28 protein-coding genes are annotated in these 26,097 nt (G+C 41.2%); 11 read left to right on the top strand and 17 right to left on the bottom strand.

The features are described from left to right. Nucleotides 1–233 precede the first annotated feature (233 nt). Both fahA and glyA read right to left on the bottom strand, forming a co-directional pair. The gene (fahA, locus tag RI557_RS06705; protein ID WP_310682870.1) at nt 234–1,508 is read right to left on the bottom strand and encodes a fumarylacetoacetase; all 1,275 of its coding nucleotides are present in this window, start codon (nt 1,506–1,508) and stop codon (nt 234–236) included. Nucleotides 1,509–1,523: 15 nt separating this feature from the next. Then, entirely contained in the window at nt 1,524–2,798 is a 1,275-nt protein-coding gene (gene glyA / locus RI557_RS06700) for a serine hydroxymethyltransferase (RefSeq protein ID WP_310667644.1), read from the bottom strand. Nucleotides 2,799–3,576: 778 nt separating this feature from the next. Between glyA and RI557_RS06695 the strand changes: the two genes are divergently transcribed. Beyond that, nucleotides 3,577–4,020 carry a PaaI family thioesterase gene (locus tag RI557_RS06695; protein WP_310667645.1) on the top strand — a complete coding sequence of 148 codons (444 nt, stop codon included), beginning with the start codon at nt 3,577–3,579 and terminating at the stop codon, nt 4,018–4,020. Between the two features lie 180 nt (nt 4,021–4,200). Here RI557_RS06695 and rplS read toward each other — a convergent pair whose 3' ends face one another. From rplS to RI557_RS06640, 11 genes are all read right to left on the bottom strand, one after another. Next, nucleotides 4,201–4,551, bottom strand: a complete 351-nt coding sequence (rplS, locus tag RI557_RS06690; RefSeq protein WP_310667646.1) for a 50S ribosomal protein L19 — start codon at nt 4,549–4,551, stop codon at nt 4,201–4,203. Between the two features lie 74 nt (nt 4,552–4,625). After that, entirely contained in the window at nt 4,626–5,339 is a 714-nt protein-coding gene (trmD, locus tag RI557_RS06685; RefSeq protein ID WP_310667647.1) for a tRNA (guanosine(37)-N1)-methyltransferase TrmD, read from the bottom strand. 26 nt (nt 5,340–5,365) lie between these two features. Next, complete coding sequence (locus RI557_RS06680; protein WP_310667648.1) at nt 5,366–6,781, bottom strand: T9SS type A sorting domain-containing protein; 1,416 nt, start codon at nt 6,779–6,781, stop codon at nt 5,366–5,368. A 220-nt stretch (nt 6,782–7,001) separates the two neighbouring features. Beyond that, complete coding sequence (locus tag RI557_RS06675) at nt 7,002–7,943, bottom strand: HipA domain-containing protein (RefSeq protein ID WP_310667649.1); 942 nt, start codon at nt 7,941–7,943, stop codon at nt 7,002–7,004. After that, nucleotides 7,933–8,268 (bottom strand): HipA N-terminal domain-containing protein, encoded by a 336-nt coding sequence (locus RI557_RS06670; protein ID WP_310667650.1) that lies wholly within the window; start codon nt 8,266–8,268, stop codon nt 7,933–7,935. Before RI557_RS06670 ends, RI557_RS06675 begins: the two co-directional genes overlap by 11 nt. Continuing rightward, nucleotides 8,265–8,474, bottom strand: coding sequence for a helix-turn-helix domain-containing protein (locus RI557_RS06665; RefSeq protein ID WP_310667651.1), 210 nt, complete (start codon nt 8,472–8,474; stop codon nt 8,265–8,267). The genes RI557_RS06670 and RI557_RS06665 overlap by 4 nt, the downstream gene beginning before the upstream one ends. Nucleotides 8,475–8,645: 171 nt before the next feature. Further along, nucleotides 8,646–9,257, bottom strand: coding sequence for a DUF6992 family protein (locus RI557_RS06660; RefSeq protein ID WP_310667652.1), 612 nt, complete (start codon nt 9,255–9,257; stop codon nt 8,646–8,648). A 3-nt stretch (nt 9,258–9,260) separates the two neighbouring features. After that, nucleotides 9,261–10,289: a low specificity L-threonine aldolase gene (locus RI557_RS06655; protein WP_310682868.1), complete on the bottom strand. Its 1,029-nt coding sequence runs from the start codon at nt 10,287–10,289 to the stop codon at nt 9,261–9,263. 12 nt (nt 10,290–10,301) lie between these two features. Beyond that, nucleotides 10,302–10,682 carry a RidA family protein gene (locus tag RI557_RS06650; protein ID WP_310667654.1) on the bottom strand — a complete coding sequence of 127 codons (381 nt, stop codon included), beginning with the start codon at nt 10,680–10,682 and terminating at the stop codon, nt 10,302–10,304. Further along, nucleotides 10,679–11,014, bottom strand: coding sequence for an Hpt domain-containing protein (locus RI557_RS06645; protein ID WP_310667655.1), 336 nt, complete (start codon nt 11,012–11,014; stop codon nt 10,679–10,681). Before RI557_RS06645 ends, RI557_RS06650 begins: the two co-directional genes overlap by 4 nt. After that, complete coding sequence (locus tag RI557_RS06640) at nt 11,011–12,372, bottom strand: sigma-54 dependent transcriptional regulator (RefSeq protein WP_310682862.1); 1,362 nt, start codon at nt 12,370–12,372, stop codon at nt 11,011–11,013. Before RI557_RS06640 ends, RI557_RS06645 begins: the two co-directional genes overlap by 4 nt. A 95-nt stretch (nt 12,373–12,467) precedes the next feature. On the opposite strand from RI557_RS06640, the gene RI557_RS06635 reads away from it, so the two are divergent. The 9 genes from RI557_RS06635 to RI557_RS06595 all read left to right on the top strand — a co-directional run bounded on the left by RI557_RS06635 (nt 12,468) and on the right by RI557_RS06595 (nt 18,904). After that, nucleotides 12,468–13,040 (top strand): aminodeoxychorismate/anthranilate synthase component II, encoded by a 573-nt coding sequence (locus tag RI557_RS06635; RefSeq protein WP_310682860.1) that lies wholly within the window; start codon nt 12,468–12,470, stop codon nt 13,038–13,040. Between the two features lie 29 nt (nt 13,041–13,069). Then, entirely contained in the window at nt 13,070–13,609 is a 540-nt protein-coding gene (gene pyrR / locus RI557_RS06630; protein ID WP_310667658.1) for a bifunctional pyr operon transcriptional regulator/uracil phosphoribosyltransferase PyrR, read from the top strand. Beyond that, nucleotides 13,602–14,531, top strand: coding sequence for an aspartate carbamoyltransferase catalytic subunit (locus tag RI557_RS06625; RefSeq protein WP_310682872.1), 930 nt, complete (start codon nt 13,602–13,604; stop codon nt 14,529–14,531). The genes pyrR and RI557_RS06625 overlap by 8 nt, the downstream gene beginning before the upstream one ends. A 17-nt stretch (nt 14,532–14,548) precedes the next feature. Further along, nucleotides 14,549–14,881 (top strand): hypothetical protein, encoded by a 333-nt coding sequence (locus RI557_RS06620; RefSeq protein ID WP_310682858.1) that lies wholly within the window; start codon nt 14,549–14,551, stop codon nt 14,879–14,881. 10 nt (nt 14,882–14,891) lie between these two features. After that, nucleotides 14,892–15,590 carry a T9SS type A sorting domain-containing protein gene (locus tag RI557_RS06615; protein ID WP_310682856.1) on the top strand — a complete coding sequence of 233 codons (699 nt, stop codon included), beginning with the start codon at nt 14,892–14,894 and terminating at the stop codon, nt 15,588–15,590. Next, on the top strand, nt 15,590–16,513 hold the full coding sequence (locus RI557_RS06610; RefSeq protein ID WP_310667661.1) for a ribonuclease Z: 924 nt from the start codon (nt 15,590–15,592) through the stop codon (nt 16,511–16,513). The genes RI557_RS06615 and RI557_RS06610 overlap by 1 nt, the downstream gene beginning before the upstream one ends. Before the next feature lie 87 nt (nt 16,514–16,600). After that, the gene (locus RI557_RS06605; RefSeq protein WP_310667662.1) at nt 16,601–17,263 is read left to right on the top strand and encodes a response regulator transcription factor; all 663 of its coding nucleotides are present in this window, start codon (nt 16,601–16,603) and stop codon (nt 17,261–17,263) included. 88 nt (nt 17,264–17,351) lie between these two features. Continuing rightward, nucleotides 17,352–17,873 (top strand): flavodoxin, encoded by a 522-nt coding sequence (locus RI557_RS06600; protein ID WP_310667663.1) that lies wholly within the window; start codon nt 17,352–17,354, stop codon nt 17,871–17,873. A 227-nt stretch (nt 17,874–18,100) separates the two neighbouring features. Then, nucleotides 18,101–18,904, top strand: a complete 804-nt coding sequence (locus tag RI557_RS06595; protein ID WP_310667664.1) for an FkbM family methyltransferase — start codon at nt 18,101–18,103, stop codon at nt 18,902–18,904. A 131-nt stretch (nt 18,905–19,035) separates the two neighbouring features. Here the strand turns inward: RI557_RS06595 and RI557_RS06590 are convergent, their stop codons facing one another. Next, nucleotides 19,036–19,200 (bottom strand): hypothetical protein, encoded by a 165-nt coding sequence (locus RI557_RS06590; protein WP_170265053.1) that lies wholly within the window; start codon nt 19,198–19,200, stop codon nt 19,036–19,038. 161 nt (nt 19,201–19,361) lie between these two features. On the opposite strand from RI557_RS06590, the gene RI557_RS06585 reads away from it, so the two are divergent. Further along, nucleotides 19,362–20,813, top strand: a complete 1,452-nt coding sequence (locus tag RI557_RS06585; RefSeq protein ID WP_310667665.1) for a T9SS type A sorting domain-containing protein — start codon at nt 19,362–19,364, stop codon at nt 20,811–20,813. Here the strand turns inward: RI557_RS06585 and RI557_RS06580 are convergent. From RI557_RS06580 to uvrA, 3 genes are all read right to left on the bottom strand, one after another. Beyond that, nucleotides 20,810–21,688 (bottom strand): universal stress protein, encoded by an 879-nt coding sequence (locus RI557_RS06580; protein WP_310667666.1) that lies wholly within the window; start codon nt 21,686–21,688, stop codon nt 20,810–20,812. The genes RI557_RS06585 and RI557_RS06580 overlap by 4 nt on opposite strands. A gap of 11 nt (nt 21,689–21,699) precedes the next feature. Then, nucleotides 21,700–23,061: an oxygen-independent coproporphyrinogen III oxidase gene (hemN, locus tag RI557_RS06575; RefSeq protein ID WP_310667667.1), complete on the bottom strand. Its 1,362-nt coding sequence runs from the start codon at nt 23,059–23,061 to the stop codon at nt 21,700–21,702. A 94-nt stretch (nt 23,062–23,155) separates the two neighbouring features. Beyond that, on the bottom strand, nt 23,156–25,966 hold the full coding sequence (uvrA, locus tag RI557_RS06570) for an excinuclease ABC subunit UvrA (protein WP_310682831.1): 2,811 nt from the start codon (nt 25,964–25,966) through the stop codon (nt 23,156–23,158). Nucleotides 25,967–26,097 lie beyond the last annotated feature (131 nt).

Here is a 26,097-nt window from a genome sequence, read left to right as displayed (position 1 = left end):
ACAGAAAAGTAAATAAACATCAGGCTTTTTAGATGTGAACCGTACCTACGGTACTCAATAGTTGTTTTTTACACTTAGGCTCCGGGCTATCACCCGGAGATAGATGTGGAGCGTGCCTGACGGCACTTATTTGTTATACTCTTAATGATTCTTCATTTCTTAATGTTTTAAACCAAAAAAAGCCTCTCAACTCATTCGTCAAGAGGCTTTCCATTTCAAATAAATAAAATCGATTACTTGGCAGGAAGTACTTTAGAGCGCACTTCGCCAAATCCAATGCGGATGCCGTCTTTTTTGCTGTAACCGCGCATGATTACAGTATCGCCATCCTCGATGAATTTGCGTTCAGATCCATCAGGAAGTTTGATCGGGTTTTTACCGGCCCACGTGAGCTCGAGCATTGAACCAAACTCATCGCTGTCTTTTCCTGAAATCGTTCCTGAAGCCATCATATCACCAACGCGAATATTACATCCGTTTACCGTGTGGTGAGTGAGCTGTTGCGCCATACTCCAGTACATGTACTTGAAGTTTGAATGCGTCAGCTTTGTTTCGTCAGTGTTGTCTGTTTTGATACCAACTTCAAGGTTGATATCAAAACTGTGATCACCTTTTGTCTTGAGGTATGGAAGTGGCTCAGGATCCTGTTGTGGTCCGGCACAGCGGAATGGCTCTAGCGCGTCCATCGTCACGATCCACGGACTCACAGATGATGCAAAACTTTTTGCGAGAAACGGACCGAGTGGTACGTATTCCCATTTTTGCATATCGCGCGCACTCCAGTCGTTGAAGAGGCACATTCCAAAGATGTAATCCTCAGCTTCGTCACTCGAGATCGAGTCGCCAAGTGCTTTGCCGTCATAGGTTACAAAAGCCATTTCAAGTTCAAAATCCACACGTTTTGACGGACCAAAAACCGGTGGTTGCTCAGGATCGGGCTTTGTCTGTCCTTTTGGACGGTGAACAGGCGTTCCCGAAACAACGATAGAGCTCGCTCTACCGTGGTAACCAACCGGAATGTGAAGCCAGTTAGGCAACAAAGCATTATCCGGATCGCGGAACATTTTACCAACGTTAGTCGCGTGTTCTTTACTCGAGTAAAAATCTGTGTAATCGCCAACCTGAACGGGCATGTGCATCGATGCTGAACTTTGTTTCACGAGGATAGCAGCCTTGTCGTCATCGTTTGATTCGAGCTTGGCATTGTTCGAATCGAAGATGTTGGCCAGCTCGTTGCGTACGGCTCTGACCGTGTCACGACCCAATTTCATAAAAGGGTTGAGCTTAGCCTGGTTGAACACTTCAGCATCTTTGATGATGTCACTGAGGTAACCGCGACTCGCCAGTTCGTACATGTCGATGATGTGCCCACCGAGTGCCACACCTACACGAGCGTCTTTCTCAGTAGTAGAGAAAATGCCAAACGGCAGGTTTTGAATGGGGAAGTCGCTGTTTTCAGGTACATCTACCCATGAAGTGCGATTTGGATTATTTGCAGTTATTTCCATAAAATTTATCCGTTTTTATGATTGATAGAGCGGTTTGGGCGACATCCAGTCGCGAATATTCGCCTTGATTTTAGCAATTTTTTCTTCGTTCTCAGTATCGGTCAGAACCTGATCGATGAACTCGACAATCCGCGGCATGTCGTCCTTTTTGAGTCCGCGCGTTGTAACAGCCGGAGTTCCCACACGCATTCCCGATGTCACAAATGGCGACTTATCGTCAAACGGAACCATGTTTTTGTTAACCGTGATGCCGGCTTTTTCGAGTGCTTTTTCTGCCTCTTTTCCGGTAACATCTTTAGCGCGCAGGTCGATCAGCATTGAGTGGTTATCTGTGCCGTTTGAAATCACGTGATAACCGCGTTTCACAAACTCGTCAGCCATCACCCTGGCGTTTTTGACAACCTGTACGGTGTAGTCCATGAACGCATCAGTAAGTGCTTCGCCAAAGGCAACAGCCTTGGCAGCAATTACGTGTTCGAGCGGACCACCCTGCGTACCGGGGAATACTGCTGAATCGAGCAGTTGCGACATCATCTTCACTTTTCCTTTTAGCGTTTTCAAACCCCACGGATTTTCAAAGTCTGATCCCATCATGATAATTCCGCCACGCGGACCACGAAGTGTTTTGTGCGTGGTGCTCGTCACAATGTGGCAGTGTTCGAGCGGATCGTTCAAAATCCCTTTGGCGATCAATCCGGCCGGATGTGAAATGTCCGCCAGCAGCAGTGCATCGTTTTCATCGGCTATTTTGCGCAACGCTTCATAGTCCCAGTCGCGCGAGTAAGCCGAAGCACCGCAAATGATCATTTTGGGTTTTTCTTCTTTCGCTTTTTCGGCTACTTTATCGTAATTGATAACACCGGTTTCTTTTTCTACTCCGTAAAAAGAAGGAGAGTAGAGCTTCCCCGAAAAATTCACAGGTGAGCCATGTGTTAAGTGGCCGCCATGTGACAGATCAAAACCGAGGATCTTATCGCCCGGATTAAGACAAGCCAACATCACGGCAGAGTTTGCCTGGGCTCCCGAGTGTGGTTGTACGTTTACCCACTCAGCTCCAAACAATTCTTTAAGGCGTGTTCTTGCAAGGTCTTCAACCTGATCAACAACTTCACAACCACCGTAATAGCGCTTGTTTGGAAGTCCTTCAGCATATTTGTTCGTAAGCACTGAGCCCATTGCATTCAATACGTTATCGCTAACAAAGTTTTCAGATGCGATAAGTTCCAGTCCATCTTTTTGCCTTTCTTTTTCGGCACTGATGAGATCAAATATTTCTTTGTCTTTTTTCATCTGTTCATATTAGTTCATCAACGGTTAGATGGATTTACATAATTAAATCAATTTCAATTGCTAAATGTTTATTTTAACCATTCACAATCCATCTTTTTATTCGAGTTCCACAAAAATACGACTTAGAGCAAGGTAACCAAGATTTGGGAGATGTTTGTATGTTGAGGCTGAGGTTGAGGTTGAGGTCAAGGTTGAGGTTGAGGTCAAGTTTGAGGTTGAGAGCGAAGAGGAGGAGATATGTTCTTTTACGAGCTCAAGAACGAAATAGGAAATATGTTTTTCGCGGGGCTCAAAACGAGAGAGGAGGTCGAGGTTGAGGCCAAGGTTGAGGAGCGTTCTAATAGAGTTTTTGGAATTATTTGGGAGTTAATTTTTTGAAGGTTTGGTGGTTCGTTAATTGGTAGGTTTGACTTTGCCTAAAATGCCCGGTTACCGAGCTGAGCCGAAGCACGGAGCCGAAGTAGAAGGGAGTAATAATGCTATGGTCTTGGAAGACACAAGTTGAGTGCCGTAGGCACGATTTAAACTTAACTCTGGGTTTTAGCCCAGATCAAAAGTGAGCTGTACCCCCAACGAATGCTGTAGGCACGGATCGTCAAAAATACTTTGTGTCCTGGTGTCTTAGTGGCAACATAACAGAAAATCTTACCCTATGGAGCAAAAATAAAGTTAGATCGAGCTGAAAGTGCTGATCACGTTTGTCAATAGTCTAAAGTCAAAAGGTTTAATAACACACTAAAAAATCTTTTTACTAATTTTCACTTCAAAAGAAGTATGCATGCATAACATCTTAGAGCTTTACAACAAGATCAATAAATTCGGACAGGACCACGACATGAAGTTTGAAGTTCCTGAGCCCGGGAAAGTAATTTACCGAATGAAAGTTCAGGAACGCCACATGGCGACTCCTGTCGCAATTCACGGTGGAATGGTAGCCGGGATGATGGACAGTGTTTTGGGAGTAGCTGCATTATCCGTTTCCTGCGAACGCGGCCGACTCGTATCAACGGTAGAGTTCAAACTGAACTTCCTGCATCCTGCTCACCTGGGAGATGAGTTAGTTGGAGAAGGAACAGTAGAGGAGGAGGGAAACAGGATTATCATCACGAGCGGTGTGATCAATGCCGTCAACAGAGACACTGTTATCGCTAAAGGATTGGGAACGTTCAACAGTTATCCTTTTGAAAAGAGCGGAATTGAAGAAAAATTGAAAAAGAAATGAACTATAAAGAAGAACTGATGTTTCAATGCTATCAAGATTCTTATTGTCGTTAGAATTGTTGATGTGGTTCGGGTGGCCGGTTCGTTTTTGCGAGCCGGCCTTTTTTGTCAGCTGAAAAATCAGGCAATAAAAAACCCCGCACTGTATGCGGGGCTCTGACCGTAAAAAATACGGAGTATATTAATGTCTTTTCTCTTTAATTCTTGTCGCTTTCCCTTGTCTGTCACGGAGGTAGAAAATACGAGCTCTACGTACAGAACCTCTTTTCTTAACTTCAATGCTTTCAATAGCAGTTGAACCTAATGGGAAAATACGCTCAATTCCTACACCACTTGAAACTTTGCGAATAGTGAATGTTCCCGTTGGGCCTTTTCCTTTAGTTTGGATAATTGTACCCTGAAAACTCTGTGGACGTTGTTTTTCACCCTCGCGGATCATGTAAGTTACATTTACTGTATCTCCGGCTGAAAATTCAGGATATTCTGGTGTTCCGTTTACTTCGTTTGTTATTTCTTGAATTCTTTGGTCCATGACGAAAATGCTTATAAGGTGTATTTTCCTCTCAAAATTGAGCGTGCAATATTATGAAATATTTTGCGAACGACCTACTGTTTTGCGTTTTTCTCGCGATTATTTTCAATTTCTCGTTCCAGCAAATCGGGTCTGCGAAGTCTTGTTTTTTCCAGTGCCCTATCGTGTCGCCATTCCTCAATTTTCTTGAAATTGCCTGATAATAAAACATCTGGAACTTTCCATTCTCTGAACTCTGCCGGGCGCGTGTAAACAGGAGGAGCCAGTAAATCGTCCTGGAAGGAATCGGTCAGAGCCGAGGTCTCGTCATTCAGCACACCGGGAATGAGCCTGATCACGGCATCGCAAAAAACGGTTGCAGCCAGTTCACCGCCCGATATCACAAAATCACCAATAGAAACTTCACGGGTGACGTAATGTTCCCTGATGCGTTCATCAATCCCTTTATAATGACCGCAAATGATAATGATGTTCTCTTTTTGCGAATAGAAGTTTGCCATTCGTTGGTCAAATCGCTCGCCATCAGGAGTCATGTAAATGATCTCGTCATAATCGCGTTCGCTTTTCAACTCATCGAGCAAAAGTGCGAGCGGCTCAACCTGCATGACCATTCCGGCACCACCGCCAAACTGGTAATCGTCCACTTTTTTGTGCTTGTCCCGGCTGTAATCGCGCGGATTGTGGAAATGCAATTCGGCATGATCGGCTTCCAGCGCGCGTTTCATGATGGAATCAGCAAACGGACTCTCCATGAGTTGCGGTAATATGGTGACAATATCAATGCGCATGGCGCAAAGGTACGCAGATTGATCGTTTATCGGATCACCATTTTTTTAGTGACAGATCGGTCCTGGTTTGTGAATCTGAAAAAATACATTCCGCTGCCCAGTTGCGAAACATCGAGTTGTTGGTTTTGCGTAACGGTCAGATCCCTGACCAGCCTTCCTGTCGCGTTGATGATTTGCAGGTTTCCGCTCGTGTAAGGCATATCGATCGTGACAAACTCCGATGCAGGATTGGGGTAGAACTGCACATTCGGCTCTGACCGTGAAAATTCAGGAACTGAACTGGGATCAAAAGGAGCCATATTGATGCGCAGGAACTGGGTTTTGGTAATGCCTCCACCACTGACTTTGAGCCTGAGGAAAATATCGGGTCTGTTGCCTTTTCCAACCTGTATATTGCCACCGATGATCTTGCTGCCCGGTATCCCGATGCGAATCAATCGGCCGTGGTATTTCAAATCCTCAGATATCCAGTGAAGGCCGGCCCGGCCGGAGTCATTTCTCGTGTTCGGACTCAAAAACACGTAAAACGAATCGTATTTGATCATGTCGTGAATGGCGATGTCCTTCATCGGGTCGTTGAAGAGGCTGTCTAAATTGCGCCATGTTTGGTTGTTGGTGTCTACAACATTTGCAATGTATCGGTTAACCGGATCTGCAGTGTTGTAAATTTTTCCCTTAAATAAACTCACATCATTTACGATTCTATCAGATGAATAACCGATGAATTTATTTGTACTGCTGATTTCTTTGAATATGGGTATAGCAGGTTTCTTTTGGACGAAATTTGAGTCGAGGCTGTAAACCTGATCCTCGTTAATCGGATCATTTCCACACTGGCAGTTTCCTGAGATGTTGACGTGAATATCAGTAGTATCAAATTTGAGTTTTGCTTCACAACCCAGTTCAATTTCGGCTTGTTTGTTACCGTTGAAATCTGATAAAATGAGGTGGTTTTCATCGTAACAATCCCCATCTGAATACGATTTTCCAAAAAGTATCAAAGTGTCACGATGAATAAATGGGCGATAAAGAGCTTTTGTATCTTCATTTTTAGGAGTCTTGATATTTTCGGTATTCTGTAAAACTCCGTTTCCATTGTACATATTGAATGCAATTTGTCTGCAATCAGCACATTCATTTTGATCGGGAACGCTCGATGTTGTGATGAAGAGGTTGTGTTTTACCGAATACAAATAACCGTTTACTTCATTATTGAGAAAGAATATACTTTGATTAATGATTTGTCCATCAGGAGTAATAGAGTCAATCCTGATTTCATCTTGATAAGCTCTTCTTGAAACGATAAGTGAGTTGTCGTCATAAGCTTTTAAAATACGCGGATTGAAATAATCGATTCGGTAGCGAACGCTTTGAGCCTGGATTGTGGTGCTGATGATAGCGAAGAGCAGCACAACCCAAATTGCAGGGTTTTTAGATCTCATAATTACAGTGTTGTTTGTTCGGTTTGGTTTGTAAAGTTACAAAGTTTTAGCAAACTTTGAGAGGCTCCCGGCTCTGCGGGCAAAATATCCCGGACTCGGCTGGAGCTTTGAAAGGTGGTCTCAGGAACCTGTAATTCGCTTTCGTTTCGATCTGTAGGATGGCGATGCATCGCCATCCTACATAAACAAATTTAATAAACAATTAATCAACCCATTCAATTCATAGCCCCAATTGATTGTACCGTGAATCCAGTGTGTTTTGATAAGCCTTCTTCAATCCGGAGTCAAGAAAAGAAGCGTTAATCCATTCAATTGCTTTTGGTTTGTTTTTTTGCATTCGATTGAAAACAACTTTGATTTGTTTGTCAGTAAGTTGCAAGGTTTTACCTAATTCCTCAAAGTGCGCACGCCTGAGTTTCTTTTTCTTTCCGCTCAATGTCAGTGCGAGCTCTTCTTTGTCTTCAGGCAGAATAATAGACACATTCAAAAGATCGTAAGCCGGTGAGAGAACCCAACCTGACAGACTCTCTATCATTGAGAAGTTTTTCAGGTGCATGTCGTTATTTCCTGTGAGAAAGGAAAAAAGAGCTATCTCAAAGTAAAAGACTTTATCGAGTAGCGTATTGGAGGAATAAGCATCGAGTGCTTTTCCAACCTTTTCCATTGATCCTTTGTATTTGTCGAATGCTTCAGTAATCTGGAACATGTCGAGCATGTGTATTTTTTCACCTTTATCTGTACGGTCAATTCGTTTTGTAATGTACGATAACTCTCCTGATGCTAATCGAATCAATGTTGATGGAACAACTCTTATTCCAAAAGCCTCAGCTATGCGCATGGTTACATGCTCGTTCTCCGGCATTTGAGGGAATGTTCCTGAAGGCGGTTTGAAAATGTATTGTCCGTCAAGAGCACCTACAACTGTTAGTCTCGGTTCTGACTGTGAATTGTTTTTTTGAAAAAGAGACATCGACAATTTTGGCTGTACACCAGGGACAGTTATTTTTCTTTGTACCACCTTTTTTGCCAATTCACTCATTTGATCGAGCGAATAGTCAATCTCAGGAGCCTTTGGTGAACCAAAGAATTCTATGGCGCATTTTTCGTGAAAGTCTGCACCTTGTTCAACAGTTTTGTAACAGTACAAACATTTATTCTTCATCGTGTGAAGGTTTTGGTTTTACGCTCACCGCACCGATGCAATTTTCACAGCATGCCAGGAGTAAGCCCATGCGGTCATTTTGATTGATCTTCCAGTTTTTAGATGCTATATCCAATAGCCACCCTTCAGGAATCAATCCTTCGAAAAAAGGAAAAAGGCGTTTTTCTCTGTAAGGCTTTTTTCTGACAGGCATTGTGAAGGTGATGAAGCTATCGTTGTGATTCTTAATGTATTGCTCATCGTACTGAAAAACGTACTCTCCATCATTTGTCTCCGTTATGATTCCGGCTAAATGATCTTTGTAAAATACATTTCCCTGTCTCATTTTTCAATTTCTTTTTGATTTACAGGAGCCAGTGTGTGCCCAAACATGGTCAGAACCAAATTTACTTTATCCATGTTGAGGTTCGTTTTGCCCTGTTCAATTTTTCTAATTACGGTGAGGGCAACACCGGCACGTTCAGCAAACTCTTCCTGCGTGAGGTCCACTTCTTTTCTTCGCTCTTTGACAAATTCAGAAAGGTTTTTCATTATATGCTTTTAAATATAATCACTGCCAAATGTAGTAAATTATATGCAAATAGATATAATTGATGTTGTTTTTAGGTTTTTATATGCTTTTGCGTATAATTTAGATTTTGTATTGAATAGGTATTTATAGGATTGTGATGCATCGCAATCCTACCCAAAAACGTGATTATTTCAAAACCAAAAACTTACCCCCACAGAATTACTGCTAAACTGAACGTGTTCAAGGATTTTCCCGATTGAGCTTCCGTGATTACGGAGAGTGAAATACATCACACCATCAAAAAGCAAGAGGAAACCACCCTGGAGGAGAAGTGAGTTGCCGTAACCCGTGAATCTGTCATAGCGGTTACCGCGTTTTGCGCGTTCTTTGAGGTAAAACCCAGCTGTAATGTATGCCACATCTAATCCGGCATTGAAGAGCAATAAGTGTTCGATGTTTTGTTGCGCTTCTAATGATCCTTTTAATGTTGTGGGTAAATCGTCCCGGAATAACAAACTACTTGCTGAAAGCCCTAAATTTACTGTATTCCACATCATGTTCATCTGGTGAAAATACCGTGCTTCACCTGATGAAGTCCCGTAACCAATTCCGCCTGTAACCATATTCGCAACGGCCCAGCCACCGAGCACATACATGCCGGTTGTCACGATGTGTTGGCGTTTTTGATTGAAAGTTTCGAGTTCCGTTTGGCTCTGACTGTAACCGAAAACAGATATTGAAATAAATATCAGCAGTGTAAGGAAATGTTTGCGCATATCGTATAAACCGCTGTACAGGCTCATTGTTTACAAGCTTCTTAAGATGTCGCAGGTGCGCACAATATCTTCGTGGCTGTGGTTGAGGTGCGTCACCATTCTGATTTTATTACCCATCGGTGAAGCCTTGATTCCGTACTTTTCCATTTCGGTCAGAACCGCATTCAATGGCTTATTATCGGTTGTTTCAAAGAGGACGATGTTCGTCTGTGGTTTTTCAACTGATTTGCAAATTGCAGATTCTTTTACTGCCTCGTAAATCTTGATCGCATTTTCACGATCCTCACGCAAACGGTTAATGTTGTTTTTGAGGGCGTACAATCCGCCAGCGGCAATGATTCCGGCCTGTCTCATTCCGCCACCCATTACTTTTCTAATTCTGCGTGCCTTTGTAATGAACTGGTCAGATCCCAATAGTAGCGAGCCAACTGGTGCTCCGAGACCTTTCGACAAACAGATTGAAATGCTGTTAAAGAGCTTGCCGTAATCGGCAGGCGTTTCACCGGTTGCTTCCAGTGCATTGAACAGCCTTGCACCATCGAGGTGAAGCGGGATGTTGTGGATCTGACCGACACGTGTGATCGGTTCAATTTCATCCTTTTTCCAAACAGTCCCTCCAGCTTTGTTTACCGTGTTTTCAACGCTTATAAGAGCTGTGGGAGCAGCGTGAACATCTGTGTTCGATTGAATTCTGGCCTCTACATCAAGAGCTTTAAACTTACCGTCTTTTGAGGGAATGGGTCTGATTTGGCAGCCCGAGTTGAAAGCGACTCCGCCACCTTCGTAGTTGTAGATATGTGCCCATTCGTGACAGATGACTTCTTTTCCCGGAGTAGTGTGTGCTTTGATGGCAATTTGATTGGTCATTGTACCCGATGGACAAAACAGCGCATTCTCCATCCCAAAAAGATCGGCTGCGTATTGTTCCAGCTCTTTGATTGTGGGATCTTCACCGTAAACATCATCTCCAACCGGAGCTTTGCTCATTGCCTCAATCATTTGAGGAGTTGGTTGTGTAACGGTATCGCTTCGGTAATCGATCATTTTGGGGTCGTTCATTGTTTGCTGGAATTATACAACTGCAATGCAGGAGATTTCTACGTTTACGTCTTTAGGTAATCCGGCAACTTCAACAGTTTCACGGGCCGGTTGGTTACGTTCAAAGTATTTGCCGTACACTTCGTTGATTCGGCCAAAGTTGTTCATATCTGAAATGAAAATGCTGCATTTGACTACATTTTCCAGTTTAGCACCGGCTGCCAGGAGAACCTGTTTCAGGTTTTCGAGTACTCGTTCAGTCTCCTGTTCCAGGTTGTCTGTTTCGAGTTCATTGGTCTCGGCATTGATCGCGATCTGACCACTGACATAAATTGTGTCACCAGCTCGTGTTGCCTGGCTGTATGGTCCAATTGGAGAAGGAGCATGATCGGTATGAATGAATTGATGATTCATAATTCTCGTTTTAATGATTCAATAATTTTAGGAAATTTTTCCTGAACAGACTCCATTTCTGTTTCAATTTTGCCGAGTTCTTCTTCTTTGGCTGCCAGTTCAATCGCTCTTAGATCTTCCCAGGAGTGGATTCCCATAGCTTTGAAGTTTCCCTTTAACTGGTGAGCGATAAATCGAACTCCTTTGGGATCATTTACCTCGAAATGATTACTCAGTTTATCGAAAAGTTTGGGAGCTTCCTCTAAAAAGACTTTGATCATGTGATTAGTGAAATCAGGATCATTGCCTGTTGCCATTTTTAACTGTTCAATGTCGTATAATTCATTACTCATTTTTGTTGAACTTCCCCGTTTTGAATCATTCTGTAAATTGTTGATTTCCCCACATCGAGCTTTTTAGCTACTTGCAAAACATTGTTATCGTACTTTTCCATGAACGTTTCGATGATACGAGCCTGGTATTCTTTGAGAGTCATTTCTTTCATTAGGATATCCTGCATGTTGTTAGATGAATTGAAAGAAATATCACTTTCTTCAATCATCTCGTCATTAGCCATTACACAGGCGAGTTCAATCACAGCTTTGAGCTCACGAACATTTCCCGGAAACGGAAACTTCAATAATTTGCTTTTTGCTTTTGAACTCAGTTTTTTGATTGGAATCTCATTCTCCTTACAGTATTCTTTGACAAAGAAATCGGCAATAAGAAGGATGTCGTTTCCTCTTTCTCTGAGCGGAGGTAGGTGAATGGGTAAACCGAGCAATCTGTAGTAGAGATCCTCGCGAAAGGTGCCTTTTTTGACTTCATCGGCTAAATTGCGGTGAGTTGCTACAATGATTCGCACATCGAGCGGAATGGTTTTGTTACTCCCAATTCTGTTCAGTTCACGTTCCTGCAATACTCGCAACAGTTTAGCTTGCAGGTTGGGATCCATTTCACCAATTTCATCGAGAAAGATCGTACCGCCTGTTGCTTCTTCAAACTTTCCTATCCTGCGTTGTTGAGCACCCGTGAAAGCTCCTTTTTCGTGACCAAATAGTTCACTCTCGATCAATTCGCTGGGTATTGCTGTAATATTTACAGGTATGAATGGTTTTTTCTTTCGCTTTGAGTTGTAGTGAATCGCTTTAGCAACAAGTTCTTTTCCCGTTCCTGTTTCTCCTGTTACTGAAACGGTGATTTTACTCTCACAGGCTTTTTCTATGAGGTTAAAGACTTTTTTTATGGCTGTACTATTTCCCACAATGGCTTTAGAGAAATCGTATTTTTTGCTGATCTCTTTTTTGAGTGCTGAAATTTCCTCTTTTAGCTCAACATTTTTCCTGATGTGATTCAGGACAGCAAAAAGCCGTTCACGTGTGTCGTTGTTTTTCACGACATAATCATAAGCGCCTTGTTTGAGAATTTCGACAGCCGTTTCGATATCTTCCTGTCCCGATACTACAAGCACTTGAATGTTAGAGTCGAAATCCTTGATGTGTTTCATGACCTTATCACCATCCATATCGGGGAGTGAGTAGTCGAGCGTTACCACATCAGGGCGTTCGTGAAGTTTTTTGATAAACTCCTTACCGGTCTTGAATGAGTGGACTTCGTTGTCTTCGTTGAGTTCTAAATTGTACTTTAAAAAATTATTGTACCATTCATCATCTTCAACAACAAATATTTTGAGTGGTTTTGATTTTTCCATGTTTAGGTTTGTGCGATTATCAACAAAAATAATTCTCAAAATGGGAATACCAAATCAAAGTAGGAGTTATTGACAAATTATGCACTTTTGCGGATATGAATAGAACTATTTCGATCATCGATAATTACGACAGTTTTACTTATAACCTGGTTCATTTGCTGGAGCCGTTGGTTGATGAGGTTGTAGTGATGCGGAATGACGAAATCGACTGGTCGGTTCTGACCACGAGCTATGCAATTGTTTTGAGTCCGGGGCCGGAGTTGCCCCAAACTGCAGGGAAACTCATGCAGGTAATCGAGCGGTTTGTGAATGAAAAGCCATTGCTGGGAGTATGCCTGGGAATGCAGGGAATTATCAATCATTTTGACGGAGAGCTTTTCAATATGCCTGGTGTGCAGCACGGCAGACCCGTTGAAATTGTGCACAATGGAATTTCAATTTTCAGTAATATTCAGAACCCAACTGTAGTGGGATTGTACCATTCCTGGGCAGCTGAACGATCAGCTTTGCCGGGAGATTTGAAAGCGACTGCAACCTGGGGAAATGTGACAATGGCAATCGAGCACAAAAGCCTACCTGTTTACGGTGTGCAATTTCATCCGGAATCTATTTTGAGTAGTCACGGAAAGCAAATTGTAAAAAATTGGCTCCTTATGATTGAAAAATGATTGGGACTTACTCCTATATTTGCCAAAGAATGCAACCCAGAATTTTACTCAATAGCAAAGTACTCGACATCACTATCAAGCGATTGGCTCGCCAGTTGATTGAAAATCACGGTGATTTTGAAAATACAGTTCTAATTGGTTTGCAGCCTCGCGGAATCCAGTTAGCTGACAGGTTACACGCTGAGCTTAAAAGGGTTCTTTCCGGAGCAGATGTTGAACTGGGGTATCTCGATGTTTCGTTCTATCGCGATGATTTTAGAAGACGCGATGAACCGATTACAGTAAGCGAAACAACAATCGATTTTGAAATAGAAAACAAGAAGGTCATCATGATTGATGATGTTCTTTATACGGGGCGCACGATCAGATCCGGCATGGATGCCCTCATGGATTTTGGCAGGCCAAAAAAGGTCGAGTTCCTGGTTCTGATCGATAGAAGATTTAGTCGTCAACTTCCCATCCAGGCCGATTATGTTGGACGAACAGTTGACTCGGTTGTATCAGAACGCGTGGATGTGAATCTCGATAATGAAGGACATGTTGTTCTAAAAACAATTGATGATGAGTAATTTGAGTGTTGATCATCTTTTAGGAATCAAAGGGTTGAGCAGGGAAGATATCGAGTTGATATTTACCACTGCTGATAATTTTAAAGATGTCATCAACCGGCCGATCAAAAAAGTTCCTTCACTTCGAGATATCACAATTGCCAATCTCTTTTTTGAAAACTCAACACGCACAAAGCTCTCTTTTGAACTGGCTGAAAAACGGCTTTCAGCTGATGTGGTGAATTTTTCCGCATCTGGTTCTTCAGTGAAGAAAGGGGAAACTCTAATCGATACGGTGAATAATATTCTCGCCATGAAAGTTGACATGGTGGTTATGCGCCATCCAAACCCGGGAGCAGCTGTGTTTTTGAGCAGAAATGTGAATTCGAGAATTGTCAACGCTGGTGACGGTGCTCACGAACATCCCACACAAGCTCTTCTCGACACGTATTCCATTCGCGAGAAATACGGTGATGTAGAAGGAAAGAAAGTTGTGATTGTGGGAGATATTGTTCATTCACGTGTAGCGCTTTCCAACATATTCGCGCTTCAAAAACTGGGAGCTACAGTCAAAGTTTGCGGACCACAAACACTCATTCCAAAATACATTGAAGATTTGGGAGTTGAAGTTGAACTCGATTTACGCGAAGCGCTTGAATGGTGTGACATTGCCAATATGTTGCGCATTCAGCTCGAAAGACAGGAGATCAAGTATTTTCCATCAATCCGAGAATATACAATGACCTATGGTGTTGATGCGGAATTGTTGAATAGTTTGTCTAAAGAGATCACCATCATGCACCCGGGTCCTATCAATAGGGGAGTAGAAATGACATCTGACGTGGCCGACAGCGATCATGCGATTATTCTCAACCAGGTTGAAAACGGTGTAGCTATTCGCATGGCTGTTCTCTATCTGTTGGCTGAAAAAATTGCCCGTTAAACATAAACCGTGTAGCTATGAAATACGAAAAAGGTGATAAACACACACAGTATTTTCTCAAATGGTCAGATCACGAATCTGATGTAAAAGCCTGCAAGGAGCACTGGAGCCGGAATGAGGAAAACGTATTGCTGGTTTTGACCGATAACGATATACCTAAAGACGATTTCCTGGAAGCAGTTAACATATGGAAATCAAAAGTTGAGGATAAAAAGAAAAGTTTTGTAATTTCGGGGGATGAGAAATTTTGTGAATCATATTTCGCTGAAACCGAATGTGCTCCAACAGTATCAGAAGCACAGGACATTATTTTTATGGAAGAAGTTGAACGCGAAATAGACAACATATAAATTAAACACTATGAAAAGAATTTTTACGCTTTTACTTACAATAATAACGTTTGGAGGATTCAACTCTGCTTTAGGACAGTGTTCACCTGAAAGTAATAAGTTGGACAATAGCAACTCACTGGTTTATCCAAACCCTGATGATACCACAGTAACAATGGTTGAGGGGCAATACACCGAGTTTGTTATCTCTTTTAGAGTACCTCAAAATTTTACAGGCCAGGTAGATTCTGTTGTGAATATTCCTCCTGGTCTCGGCTATGATTGCAATCCACAATCCTGTAGTTTTTCCAGTGGAGATCACTGCATCATGATTAGCGGTACTCCATCTGTATCAGGTGTTTTTACAACTACAGCTTATATTAAAGCAAGCTTTTTCACTTTAGATTCAAACCTCGATGCGAATTACGATGTTGAGGTTCAGCAGGCGAATGGTATTAACTCACTGGATGATAATCACCTTTCATTTTCTATTTACCCGAATCCGGTGAAAGCAAATCCGAGTTTTGCTTTTATTACGGACAAGCCCAGGGAAGGAACAGTTTCAATGTTTGACATTACAGGAACATTAGTCGATCAGTTCAATGTTCAATTGCAAACAGGAACCAACCAATTTCACTACGATATTTCAGATTATTCACCGGGTCATTATTTTGGTACGTTTAAAGCGGCTGATAAAACACGGCACATCAAAATGATCGTAGTGCAGTAATGGGGTTTGAGCTAAAGATTTTAGGAGCAAATAGCGCTATTCCTACCACAACACGAAATACAACTTCTCAGTTAATTTCCATCAATCAATCTCATTACTTAATTGATTGTGGAGAAGGTACGCAAATCCAGATGCGCAAATACCGCGTGAAAATGCAGCGGATTAAGGCAATCTTTATCAGTCACCTTCACGGAGATCATTTTTTTGGGTTGATCGGACTGTTGAATACCATGCACTTGCTGGGCAGGCAAAACGAGTTGTTGATTTTTTGTCCACCCGGATTGAAAGAGATTATCAACCTCCAGCTAAAAGTAGCAGATAGTAAGCTCAATTATAAAATCAATTTTCAGGAATTGGAGTTCAATGATGGTAAGAGCCACATTTACTCCGATAATATTGCCGATGTTTATACCATTCCGCTCGATCACAGAATTCCGTGCAATGGATTTCTCTTTGTTGAAAAACCCAAAAACAGGAGAATAAAAAAGGAGTTGATCGACAAGTTGAAAATTCCTGTAGAACAATTACCAAAAATCAAAGAGGGAGTAGATTTTCACCGCGAAGATGGCAGAGTATTTCAAAACGAAGAAATCACATTGCCTCCCCGCAAGAGTTATTCGTATGCTTTTTGCTCTGATACGCGCTACAATGATAGGATAGTCCCGTTGATCGAGAATACAGATTTACTCTATCACGAAGCTACTTTCACAGAAGCGTTTAGAGAGCGTGCTCAACAAACTTATCATTCAACGGCTCGTGATGCAGCAACAATTGCTGAAAAGGCAAAAGTTAGTAAGCTTCTTATTGGGCATTACTCTGCCCGCTATAAAAACTTTGATCAACACCTTGAAGAAGCCCGTGAAGTGTTTGGCAATACTGAGTTAGCACTCGATGGTCACACATTTTCTTCATCTGATTTGTGAAAAACTTCTCGTATTTAAGTCTGTTATTAACTTGTTGCTGTTTCACTATTGCGTTACCTTTGTCTTTATTAAGATCAAGTCTAAATAATGGAGCCTGTAAGAATTGTCATAGCTGATTCGAATGAACTCATACGAGAAGGGTTGAAATCCGTTTTTGCTCAGGAAGACAGTGTTGAAGTAGTAGGGGAAGTTGACAATGGGTCAGCGCTCGTGAGGTTGTTTTCTGAATGGAAACCCGATGTCGTTTTAATCGATTACATGGCAACATCATTCAGAACCGAAGACATCAAAGCTCTTCATAACATCTATCCCGATAAGAAATTTGTAGCCATCACAGAATTTGCCAAGAAAAACCTCATTCAGCGTGCTTTGGAAGCCGGTATTTCAGGTCATGTGTTGAAGTCGTGCAGTAAAGCTGAAATTGTTGATAGCATCAATGAAACACATTTGGGTAAGCAGTTTTTTTGTGGTAAAATACTAAACGAGCTCGATGATCAGGAAATAAAAACCGGTCAGCTTTCCTGTGACCCCATTAGTTTGAGCTCAAGAGAAATTGAGATAATAAGAGAAATTGCACAGGGAAAGACAAACAAGCAGATTGCTGAGGAGTTACACCTCAGTGCTCACACAGTGATGACACACCGCAAAAATATCATGAACAAGTTGGGAATTAATAATACTGCAGGCATCGTAATTTATGCAGTGCGGGAAAACCTCATTTTACCTAACCGCTATCTTTTTAATTCCTGAACAATTTTGTGAGTATTGTCATTGTATAAGGTTGAAATGCACTGTAATTTCGCCTCGTGATTTTGATATAAAAAGATAAGATTGATACATGGAAAAAATAGGACTCTTTTACGGATCTGACACTGGCTGCACTGAGGCAGTATCAGAAATGATACAGGAGCAAATTGGTGAAGATATTATCGAGCTTCACGATGCTTATGATATTGAACCGGAAGATTTTGATCAATACGATAAAATCATCATCGGTCTTTCAACCTGGCATGATGGTCAGCTCGTTAGTGCCTGGGATGATTTCTACGATGATTTTCAGGAAGTTGATTTTACTGGTAAAACAGTAGCCTTTTTCGGACTTGGAGATCAATACGGATACAGTACTTATTTTATAGATGGAGTTGGTATACTCGGTGATGTTGTATTGAAAAATGGCGGAAAGCTAATCGGTTACTGGCCTACTGATGGTTTTGAACACGATGAGTCAAAAGCAGAAACTGAAGATGGTAAATACTTCATGGGACTCGCAATAGATGAAGATAACCAGGACGAAATGACAGAAGAGCGAGTAACGAAATGGGTTGAACAAATCAAGAAAGAATTCCCGATTGAAAGTTAATCGCTTAATCAAGAATATAATAGTTTAGAGGCCATTTCATTTTTATGATTTGGCCTTTTTTATTAGTAGTTATCTAATTTTTACTGGTTTTTATAGTCTTGATAATTAATGATTTATTGTTGTTTAGTTTATTTTTTTGTGAAATAGAAGTATAATAGAGTCCTTTTTCAAGATTTAGTAAATCTATTTGATTACTTTTTTTCCGAAAACAATTTGGAATAAGACCTATGCTAAAAAAGATCAACAAAGAGTATGTAGCAATTAAAAGAGCTTTAACAAGAAGAAGTACTCCTAAGTACTCAGAATCCATCAATAATACTGATCGTGTATTGGATGGGATTGTTACTTACAATGAGTTTGGTGGATATTTTACTCCACTTTCTTCTCAAAAGCGGCCAGCTGTACAAAAGGTATTGAAAGGTAAAGTGCACGAACCTAAAACTGTGAAATTTATAAGAGATAATTGCAGTTCAGGAGATATTGTTCATGCAGGAACCTTTTTTGGAGATTTTCTTCCACCTCTTTCTAACGCGTTATCAGGAAACGCACAGCTTTGGGCGTTTGAACCTAATAGTGAAAATTATAGATGTGCTTATATTACGCTATTAATGAATGATTTAAAAAATGTAAATCTTTACAATTGTGGATTAGGAGATGAAAGTACATCATCTAAAATGTTAATTGAATCTGAAAAAGGAGTTACACTAGGAGGAGGAAGTAGAATTATTGGTGAGGATAAAAGCGGAAGGACTATTGAAGTTAGTGTTAAGAGGGTAGATGACGTAATTGGAGATGATAGAGATGTCTCAATTCTTCAACTAGATGTTGAAGGTTATGAAAAACAAGCATTAACTGGAGCACTAAACTTAATTAATCGATGCAAACCGATTTTGATACTTGAAGATAATAAAGGAGTTATTGAAACTAACTGGTTTAAGGAGAATATAACTTCTATTGGATATGAAATAAAAGGAAGATTACATCAAAATACAGTTTTGGTGATTTCATCAACCCACAATTTAAAACTGTAATTTGAACTGACCTTTTTAAAACAAAGTCTGGATTTTTAACCACAAAAAAACCGGAGAGGGCGACTCCGGTTCAATGCTTTTATAAGTTAATGACGTTTGAGGTAAGGCTTGAGGTGTTGTGAAAAAGTTGATTAACTGCCGCAACCAACGCAGTCAAAATGTGAATCCTCAGGTTTAACACCGTTGAGTTTCATTTCGAGATTATGGATTTTATCACGTATTTCCATGTCTTTCATCATGTCTCCGCTGAGCTTGTCTCTTAACTCAAGAATCTCTTTTTTAAGTTGTTCCTCCATAGCAGTATGTATTTAAAAAATTACTAATTCAGTGGTTCTAAACTACGAGGAAAACGAAATGGTTCGACAGGTTTAATCCTGTAGTTTTTCACATACCTTTATTGAAAACACTATCTTAGTGCGCTGTTGTTGTTAATTTAATACTTAAAGTTTTCTTAATCATGCCGAAACAAATCAAATTATCGTTAATAACTTTCCTTTTGTTGGTTTTAGCCATAAACGTGAAATCTCAGGTGTTGGATTCACACCAAAAACTCCAAACTCTTTCAAGTGCAGCACTTTCTAATACCGCAAGTGTGTTAGGCCTCAATGTAGCCTTACCATATTCTGTTGACATATACAAGATAAATTATTTCACAACCGATGAAAACGGTAATAATGAAATTGCGAGTGGAATGGTGGTAATCCCAACCGATAGTTGTGCGGGTTACCCAATGGGGTTGTATGCACATGGAACGGTTTTAAAAAGAGATGATGTTCCCAGCCGAAACAATGGAGAAGGGACAATAGGCAAACTTTTCGCAGGTGCTGGTTATGTTATGGTTTTACCTGATTATTTGGGAATGGGAGACAATCCAGGATTCCATCCTTATGTCCATGCTGAGACCCAGGCTACAGCCTCAATTGATGCTATGCGAGCTGCACGAGAGTTGTGCTCTGATCTCAATACCAACCTCGATGGAGATGTTTTCATTACCGGTTACTCGCAGGGTGGACATGCAGCTATGGCCACTCACCAATACATTCAGGAAAATAACTTACAAAATGAATTCCGTGTTAGAGCAGCTGCACCGGCATCAGGTCCCTATGATATGAGCGGAATCCAGGCGGGAGGAATTATTTCCGGATCACCTTACAGCAATCCCGGTTATGTCGTTTATTTGATAAAAGGTTATCAGCAGGCTTACGGCAACCTTTACAACAATTCCATCGCAGAATTATTGCGCGCTCCTTATGATGTAACAATTCCACCATTATTAGATGGTACTCACACATTGTCTGATTTAAACAATGCAATGCCAAGCCGAATAGATTCTTTCATGAAAGCGGGTTTTTTAAATGACATTCGTTCTACTTATCAATCTAAAAATCATCCTCTATGGCAAAATTTGCTCGATAATGATGTGTATAATTGGGTTCCCGATAGTGCTACCAGAATGTATTATTGCACCGGAGATGAGCAGGTCGAATACCAAAACTCGATCAAAGCTGATTCATTTATGAACGCAATGGGAGCACAGGATGTGGCCGCTTATTCACAGGGGCCATCAAATCACGGAGGTTGTGTGGTTCCATCACTTTACAGCGTCATTACATATTTTGATTCACTATCAACTCCCTGCAATGCTGTTGATACAACATCAACATTTGCTCATTTTCGGTCAGAGCCGGAATTAAGGGTTTACCCAAATCCGGCACGTTCGGTTCTGAATGTGGAGATCGCAGAGCCTGCAACAATTACGCTCTATGAACTGAGTGGGAGAGAGGTGATGTCAAGGGAATTAAACGACACAAAAAAACTCCCGGTCTATAATTTAAACCCGGGAGTGTATCTATTGAGAGTTGTGAGTGAAAATACTACACAACTCAAACGTGTTGTAGTATCGCATTAATCTTTAGGCATCTGAAAACTCAATACAGGTCTGGATGAATGATTGACTACAGTTTCAGTAATGTTGTCATTGAGAAACTTTTTGAGTCCGCTAAAGCCGTGAGTAATTAGTGCAATTACATCACCCTCAACATGATCAGCAAAGTTGACGATTCCGTCATCTATGTTGAAATCGTTGAAAATAGTGAACTTCACATCTTTCATGCTGTTTTTATCCAACACTTTTCTAATCCGTCTTTCTGAATCAACAGTCTGCTCAAAATAAGAAGGAGTGTTGATGTAAACCACTTCGAGAGAAGCCTCGAGGAAATTAGCAAAAGCACGAACTTTTGGAATTTCATTATTGATTTCCTCTTCCAAAAAGTCTGAAGCAAATACAATGCGTTTAACATCAAATGTCTTGTTTTCTTCAACCGGCTTGATGGTTAAAACGGGAACGTTAGCTGAGCGAACAACTTTTTGTGCATTTGACCCGATGAAAGCTTCTTCAAAACCGCTTGCACCATGGGTTCCCATTATAATGAAATCAATATCGAATTTTTCTACAACTTCCTGAACATCATTGTGCATTTTTCCTGATTTGAGGTGTCCTTCAACCTGGATGCCTGCTTTTTCAGCTTCTTCCTTGAGCGCTAGAAGGTCTTTCTCAGCCTGCTTTTTGTGCTCTTTCATTGCTTCAAGCATCAACTCAGGCTCAAATCCCGGTACTGATGGATCTCCTGCATTTGTCATACTCATGCTTACATAGCGATGAACATTGTCGAGCGAGTTCATCACGTGAAGCGTAAGATTGTGTTCCTTGCAGAGTTTAAAAGCTGCTTTCTTTGCATAATCTGCAGCATCAGAAAAATCGGTGGGGAAAAGTACATTCTTCATTGTTATGGATTTTAAACTGTTTTACTAAATAGTTTTCTTTTAGGTTTATCTCGTTTTAAATGTGCATCAAAAGTCATGCAAATGTTACGGATGAAAGGTTTTCCTTTATCTGTAACGATGAGGCTATGATTGCCTATTTGTAAGAGTTTATCTTTTTCAAACTCTGCGAGTTGGGCAATTGCTTTACCAACTGTGGGATGCTGTAATTCTTCATTCCCCCAGCTCGTTTCAAACTGACACATCAGACTAAGGATGTGCTTCCTTATCACGAGATCTTCCCTGTTCAATAAATGGCCTCTAAAAATAGGCAATTCATTTTGATCGAGCAGTTTTTGGTAGTTGCGAATTGTCTTGTGGTTCTGACCAAAAGCTGTCCATGAATCACTGATAGAACTCGATCCAAGCCCTATCATCAACTCGGTTGGTTGAGTCGTATAGCCCATGAAATTGCGGTGAAGTGTTTTGTTTTGGAAAGCGAGCGTGAGCTCATCATTTGGCAATGCAAAATGATCCATACCAATTTCGATGTAGCCGGCTTTTTCTAAAAGTGTTTTCCCAAGCTCGTAGAGCTCGCGTTTGGCATCATCCTGTGGCAGATCGTTTTCTGAAAATTTTCGCTGAATGCCTTTCATCCACGGAACATGAGCATAACTGTAGTAAGCAATTCGCTCTGGCATCATTTCTTTCACGAAGTTGAATGTTTGCTCGATTGACTCTGGCTGTTGGTGGGGTAAACCGTAAATGAGGTCGTAATTGATGGATTCATAACCAATTTCGCGTGCTATTTCAGTGACATCGCGAACCATGTCAAAAGGTTGAATCCGGTTAATCGCTTCCTGCACTTTTTGGTCAAAATCCTGTACACCAAAACTCACTCGCCTAAAACCTAAATCGTAAAGTGTTTGAAGTTGTTCTCTAGTTGTGTTGCGAGGATCTGCCTCAAAACTCATTTTAGCCTGTGGATGAATTGTAGAGGTACTCTTTATCATTTCAATCAGATCGCGGAGGTTCTGTTTTGAAAAGAAAGTTGGTGTTCCACCGCCAAGGTGAATCTCTGCAATGTGAGGAACATCAGGCAAAAGGTTTAAGTAGAGTTGCCACTCTTTTATAACGTAACCGATGTATGAATCTTCAACTTTGTGATTTGTCGTGTGGCGAACATTACAGCCACAATAATGACAAAGGCTTTCACAAAAGGGGAGGTGAATGTAAAGACTTATTCCTTTTTCTTTATTTGTGGCTCTGAATGTCTCAACTACAGATTCTTTCCATTCATTGAGGTTCATCGGGTTATCCTTCCAGTATGGAACGGTTGGGTAACTCGTGTAGCGCGGACCTGGAACATTGTATTTTTTGATCAGTTGTTTTTCCATCTTTAGAAGCTCAAATTTGAGCTTCAAAGATCAGGAGTAGGAAACTGACTATCCATGAGTGAAATCAAAACAAATGCTGATTTTTATCAGGATTTTAGAGCTTTCCTTTCAGGTATTGACCAGTGTAACTCTCCTTGTGATTTATCAAATCTTCTGGTGTACCGGCAAAGACCAAATCACCACCATTTTTACCACCTTCAGGTCCCAAATCAATTACCCAGTCTGCACACTTGATAATCTCGGCATTGTGTTCAACCACAATAATGCTGTGGCCGTTGTCGATCAATGCGTTGAGGGCTCTGAGTAGTTTTTCAATGTCGTGAAAATGCAATCCGGTTGTGGGTTCGTCAAAGATGAAAAGTGTTTTATCGCGAGTTTTTCCTTTTACCAAAAACGAAGCGAGTTTAATACGTTGCGCTTCACCACCACTCAATGTGCTGGATGACTGACCGAGTTTGATATAACCGAGTCCCACATCCTGTAGTGGAAGCAGTTTGTTTACAACCTTTTTAGCATCGTTTTCTTCCTGAGAACCAAAAAACTCAATTGCTTCATCAATGGTCAAATTTAGTACATCAGCTATCGTTTTACCCTCGTACTCTATTTCGAGAACTTCACTTTTGTAGCGTTTTCCTTTGCATGCATCACACTGCAAATGGATATCAGCCATGAACTGCATTTCAACCGTGATTTCGCCTTCTCCTTTGCATTTTTCGCATCTTCCCCCCTCAACATTAAACGAGAAATAGGAAGGTTTAAATCCGCGGAGTTTAGCCAATTGTTGTGAGGCAAATAGCGAACGGATTTCATCAAATGCTTTCACATACGTAACCGGGTTGCTGCGTGACGACTTGCCAATCGGGTTCTGATCGACAAACTCGATATTTTGAATTGCGCTTATGTCTCCGGCTAATTCATCAAACTCACCTGTTATGTCACCGTATTCTCCTAATTTCTTTTGAATTGACGGGAACAGGATTTTGCGAACGAGAGTGGATTTCCCTGATCCTGAAACACCTGTTACAACAGTCAGAGCCTTGAGCGGGAAAGAAACATCAATGTTTTTGAGGTTGTGTTCACGCGCACCGCTAATATCGATCGACAATTTCCAGTCTCTTCGGTTTTTAGGCGTTTCAATGTTCATTTTACCCGTGAGATACTTAGCCGTAAGGCTTTCATCACTGTTGATCAGGTCATCATGATCGCCCTGGAAAACTACTTCACCGCCATTGGTACCGGCCATTGGGCCCATATCGATGATCTCATCTGCAGCCCGCATCACTTCTTCCTCGTGTTCAACCACGATTACTGTATTTCCAAGTCTTTTGAGAGAATGCAACACGCCAACTAATCGGTTTGTGTCGCGAGGGTGCAGACCTATACTGGGTTCATCGAGAATGTACATCGATCCAACGAGGCTGCTCCCTAAAGTTGTAGCTAGGTTAATGCGTTGTGATTCACCGCCTGAAAGAGATCCTGAATTACGGTTGAGTGTGAGATAGCTCAATCCAACTTCCTGTAAAAACTGCAATCTGTTGTTGATCTCTATCAGTAGTCGTTTACCAACCTTTTTATCGTAATCAGTTAAATGATTGTTGAGGTCCTGGAACCATTCGTAGAGCTCATCAACAGGAGTGAGTACCAAGTCAATGATCGATTTGTCATTGATTTTGACATACGAAGCATCTTTTCTCAGGCGTGTTCCTTTACAATCTGGACAGGTTGTTTTTCCACGGTAACGCGATAACATCACGCGAAACTGGATTTTATAACTCTTTGATTCCAGGTGCTTGAAAAAAGCATTGAGACCTTTAAAGTATTCATTTCCCGTCCATAACAACTCTTTCTGTTCCTCTGTGAGTTCGTGAATGGGTCTGTGAATAGGAAAGTCGAACTTGGCTGCATTTCTAATGAGCTTGTCTTTCCATTTGCTCATCTTTTCGCCTTTCCAGCAAACAATAGCTTCTTCATAAACAGACAGTCCTTTGTTTGGAATCACGAGATCAGGATCAATTCCCATCACGCTTCCAAATCCCTCGCAAGTTTTACAGGCTCCCAGCGGATTATTAAAAGCAAAGAAATGGTGAGTTGGTTGTTCAAATGTTATTCCGTCTAACTCAAAACGGTTTGAGAAATCTTTGCGATCAAAACCATTGTCGGTTTTGGTCAGAACCGAACAGCTTCCGTCACCTTCATAAAAGGCTGTTTGTACAGAGTCTGCAATTCGCATTTGATTGTCCTCGTCATCGTTTGCTACAACACGATCGATCAGGATTTCCGGGTTCTGACTGTGGAGTTCAGGGTCAAAGTCTTCAATTCTCACAGGTTTTTCATCACTCAGCAAACGAGTAAAGCCTTGCTGTTTGAGAATTTTGACCTGTTCTTCAAGTGTTTTATTACCTGTTACGAGCAGGGGAGAGGCGATCATGAGTTTTGATCCCTCTGTGAGGCTGGTGATGTAATTTACCACATCAGTAACGGTGTCGCGTTTTACTTCTTCACCTGAAACAGGCGAGAAAGTACGACCTATACGAGCGAAGAGTAATTTGAGATAGTCGTAAATTTCAGTTGTTGTTCCAACTGTAGAACGGGGATTACGCGTGTTTACTTTTTGCTCGATGGCAATAGCCGGAGATATCCCTTTGATGTATTCTACCTCAGGTTTGTCGAGCTTACCCATAAACTGCCGGGCATAAGAAGAAAGCGATTCTACGTAGCGTCTTTGGCCTTCAGCATAAAGCGTGTCAAATGCCAGCGAAGATTTACCGGAGCCGGATAATCCTGTAATGACAATAAATTTGTTTCGCGGAATTATGACATCGACACCTTTAAGGTTGTGCATTTTAGCACCTTTAATAACAATATTCTTTTTTGTGTCGACTTGCTGGAGGTCCGTTTTTGGCATAATTTGCTAAAATTTGAATTTGCAAAGGTACGGGGAACAGAGATTTTATTTGTTTCGAAAAGATTTTTTTTTCATCTTAGCACCATATTTAACAGAAACGAACTCTCAATAGTTCAATTCAAACAAAAATT

It is taken from the genome of Salibacter sp. (assembly GCF_031581065.1).
Classification (GTDB): domain Bacteria; phylum Bacteroidota; class Bacteroidia; order Flavobacteriales_G; family Salibacteraceae; genus Salibacter.
Note: the sequence above shows the minus strand (reverse complement) of the source record. Positions and strands in the feature narration are given on the sequence as shown.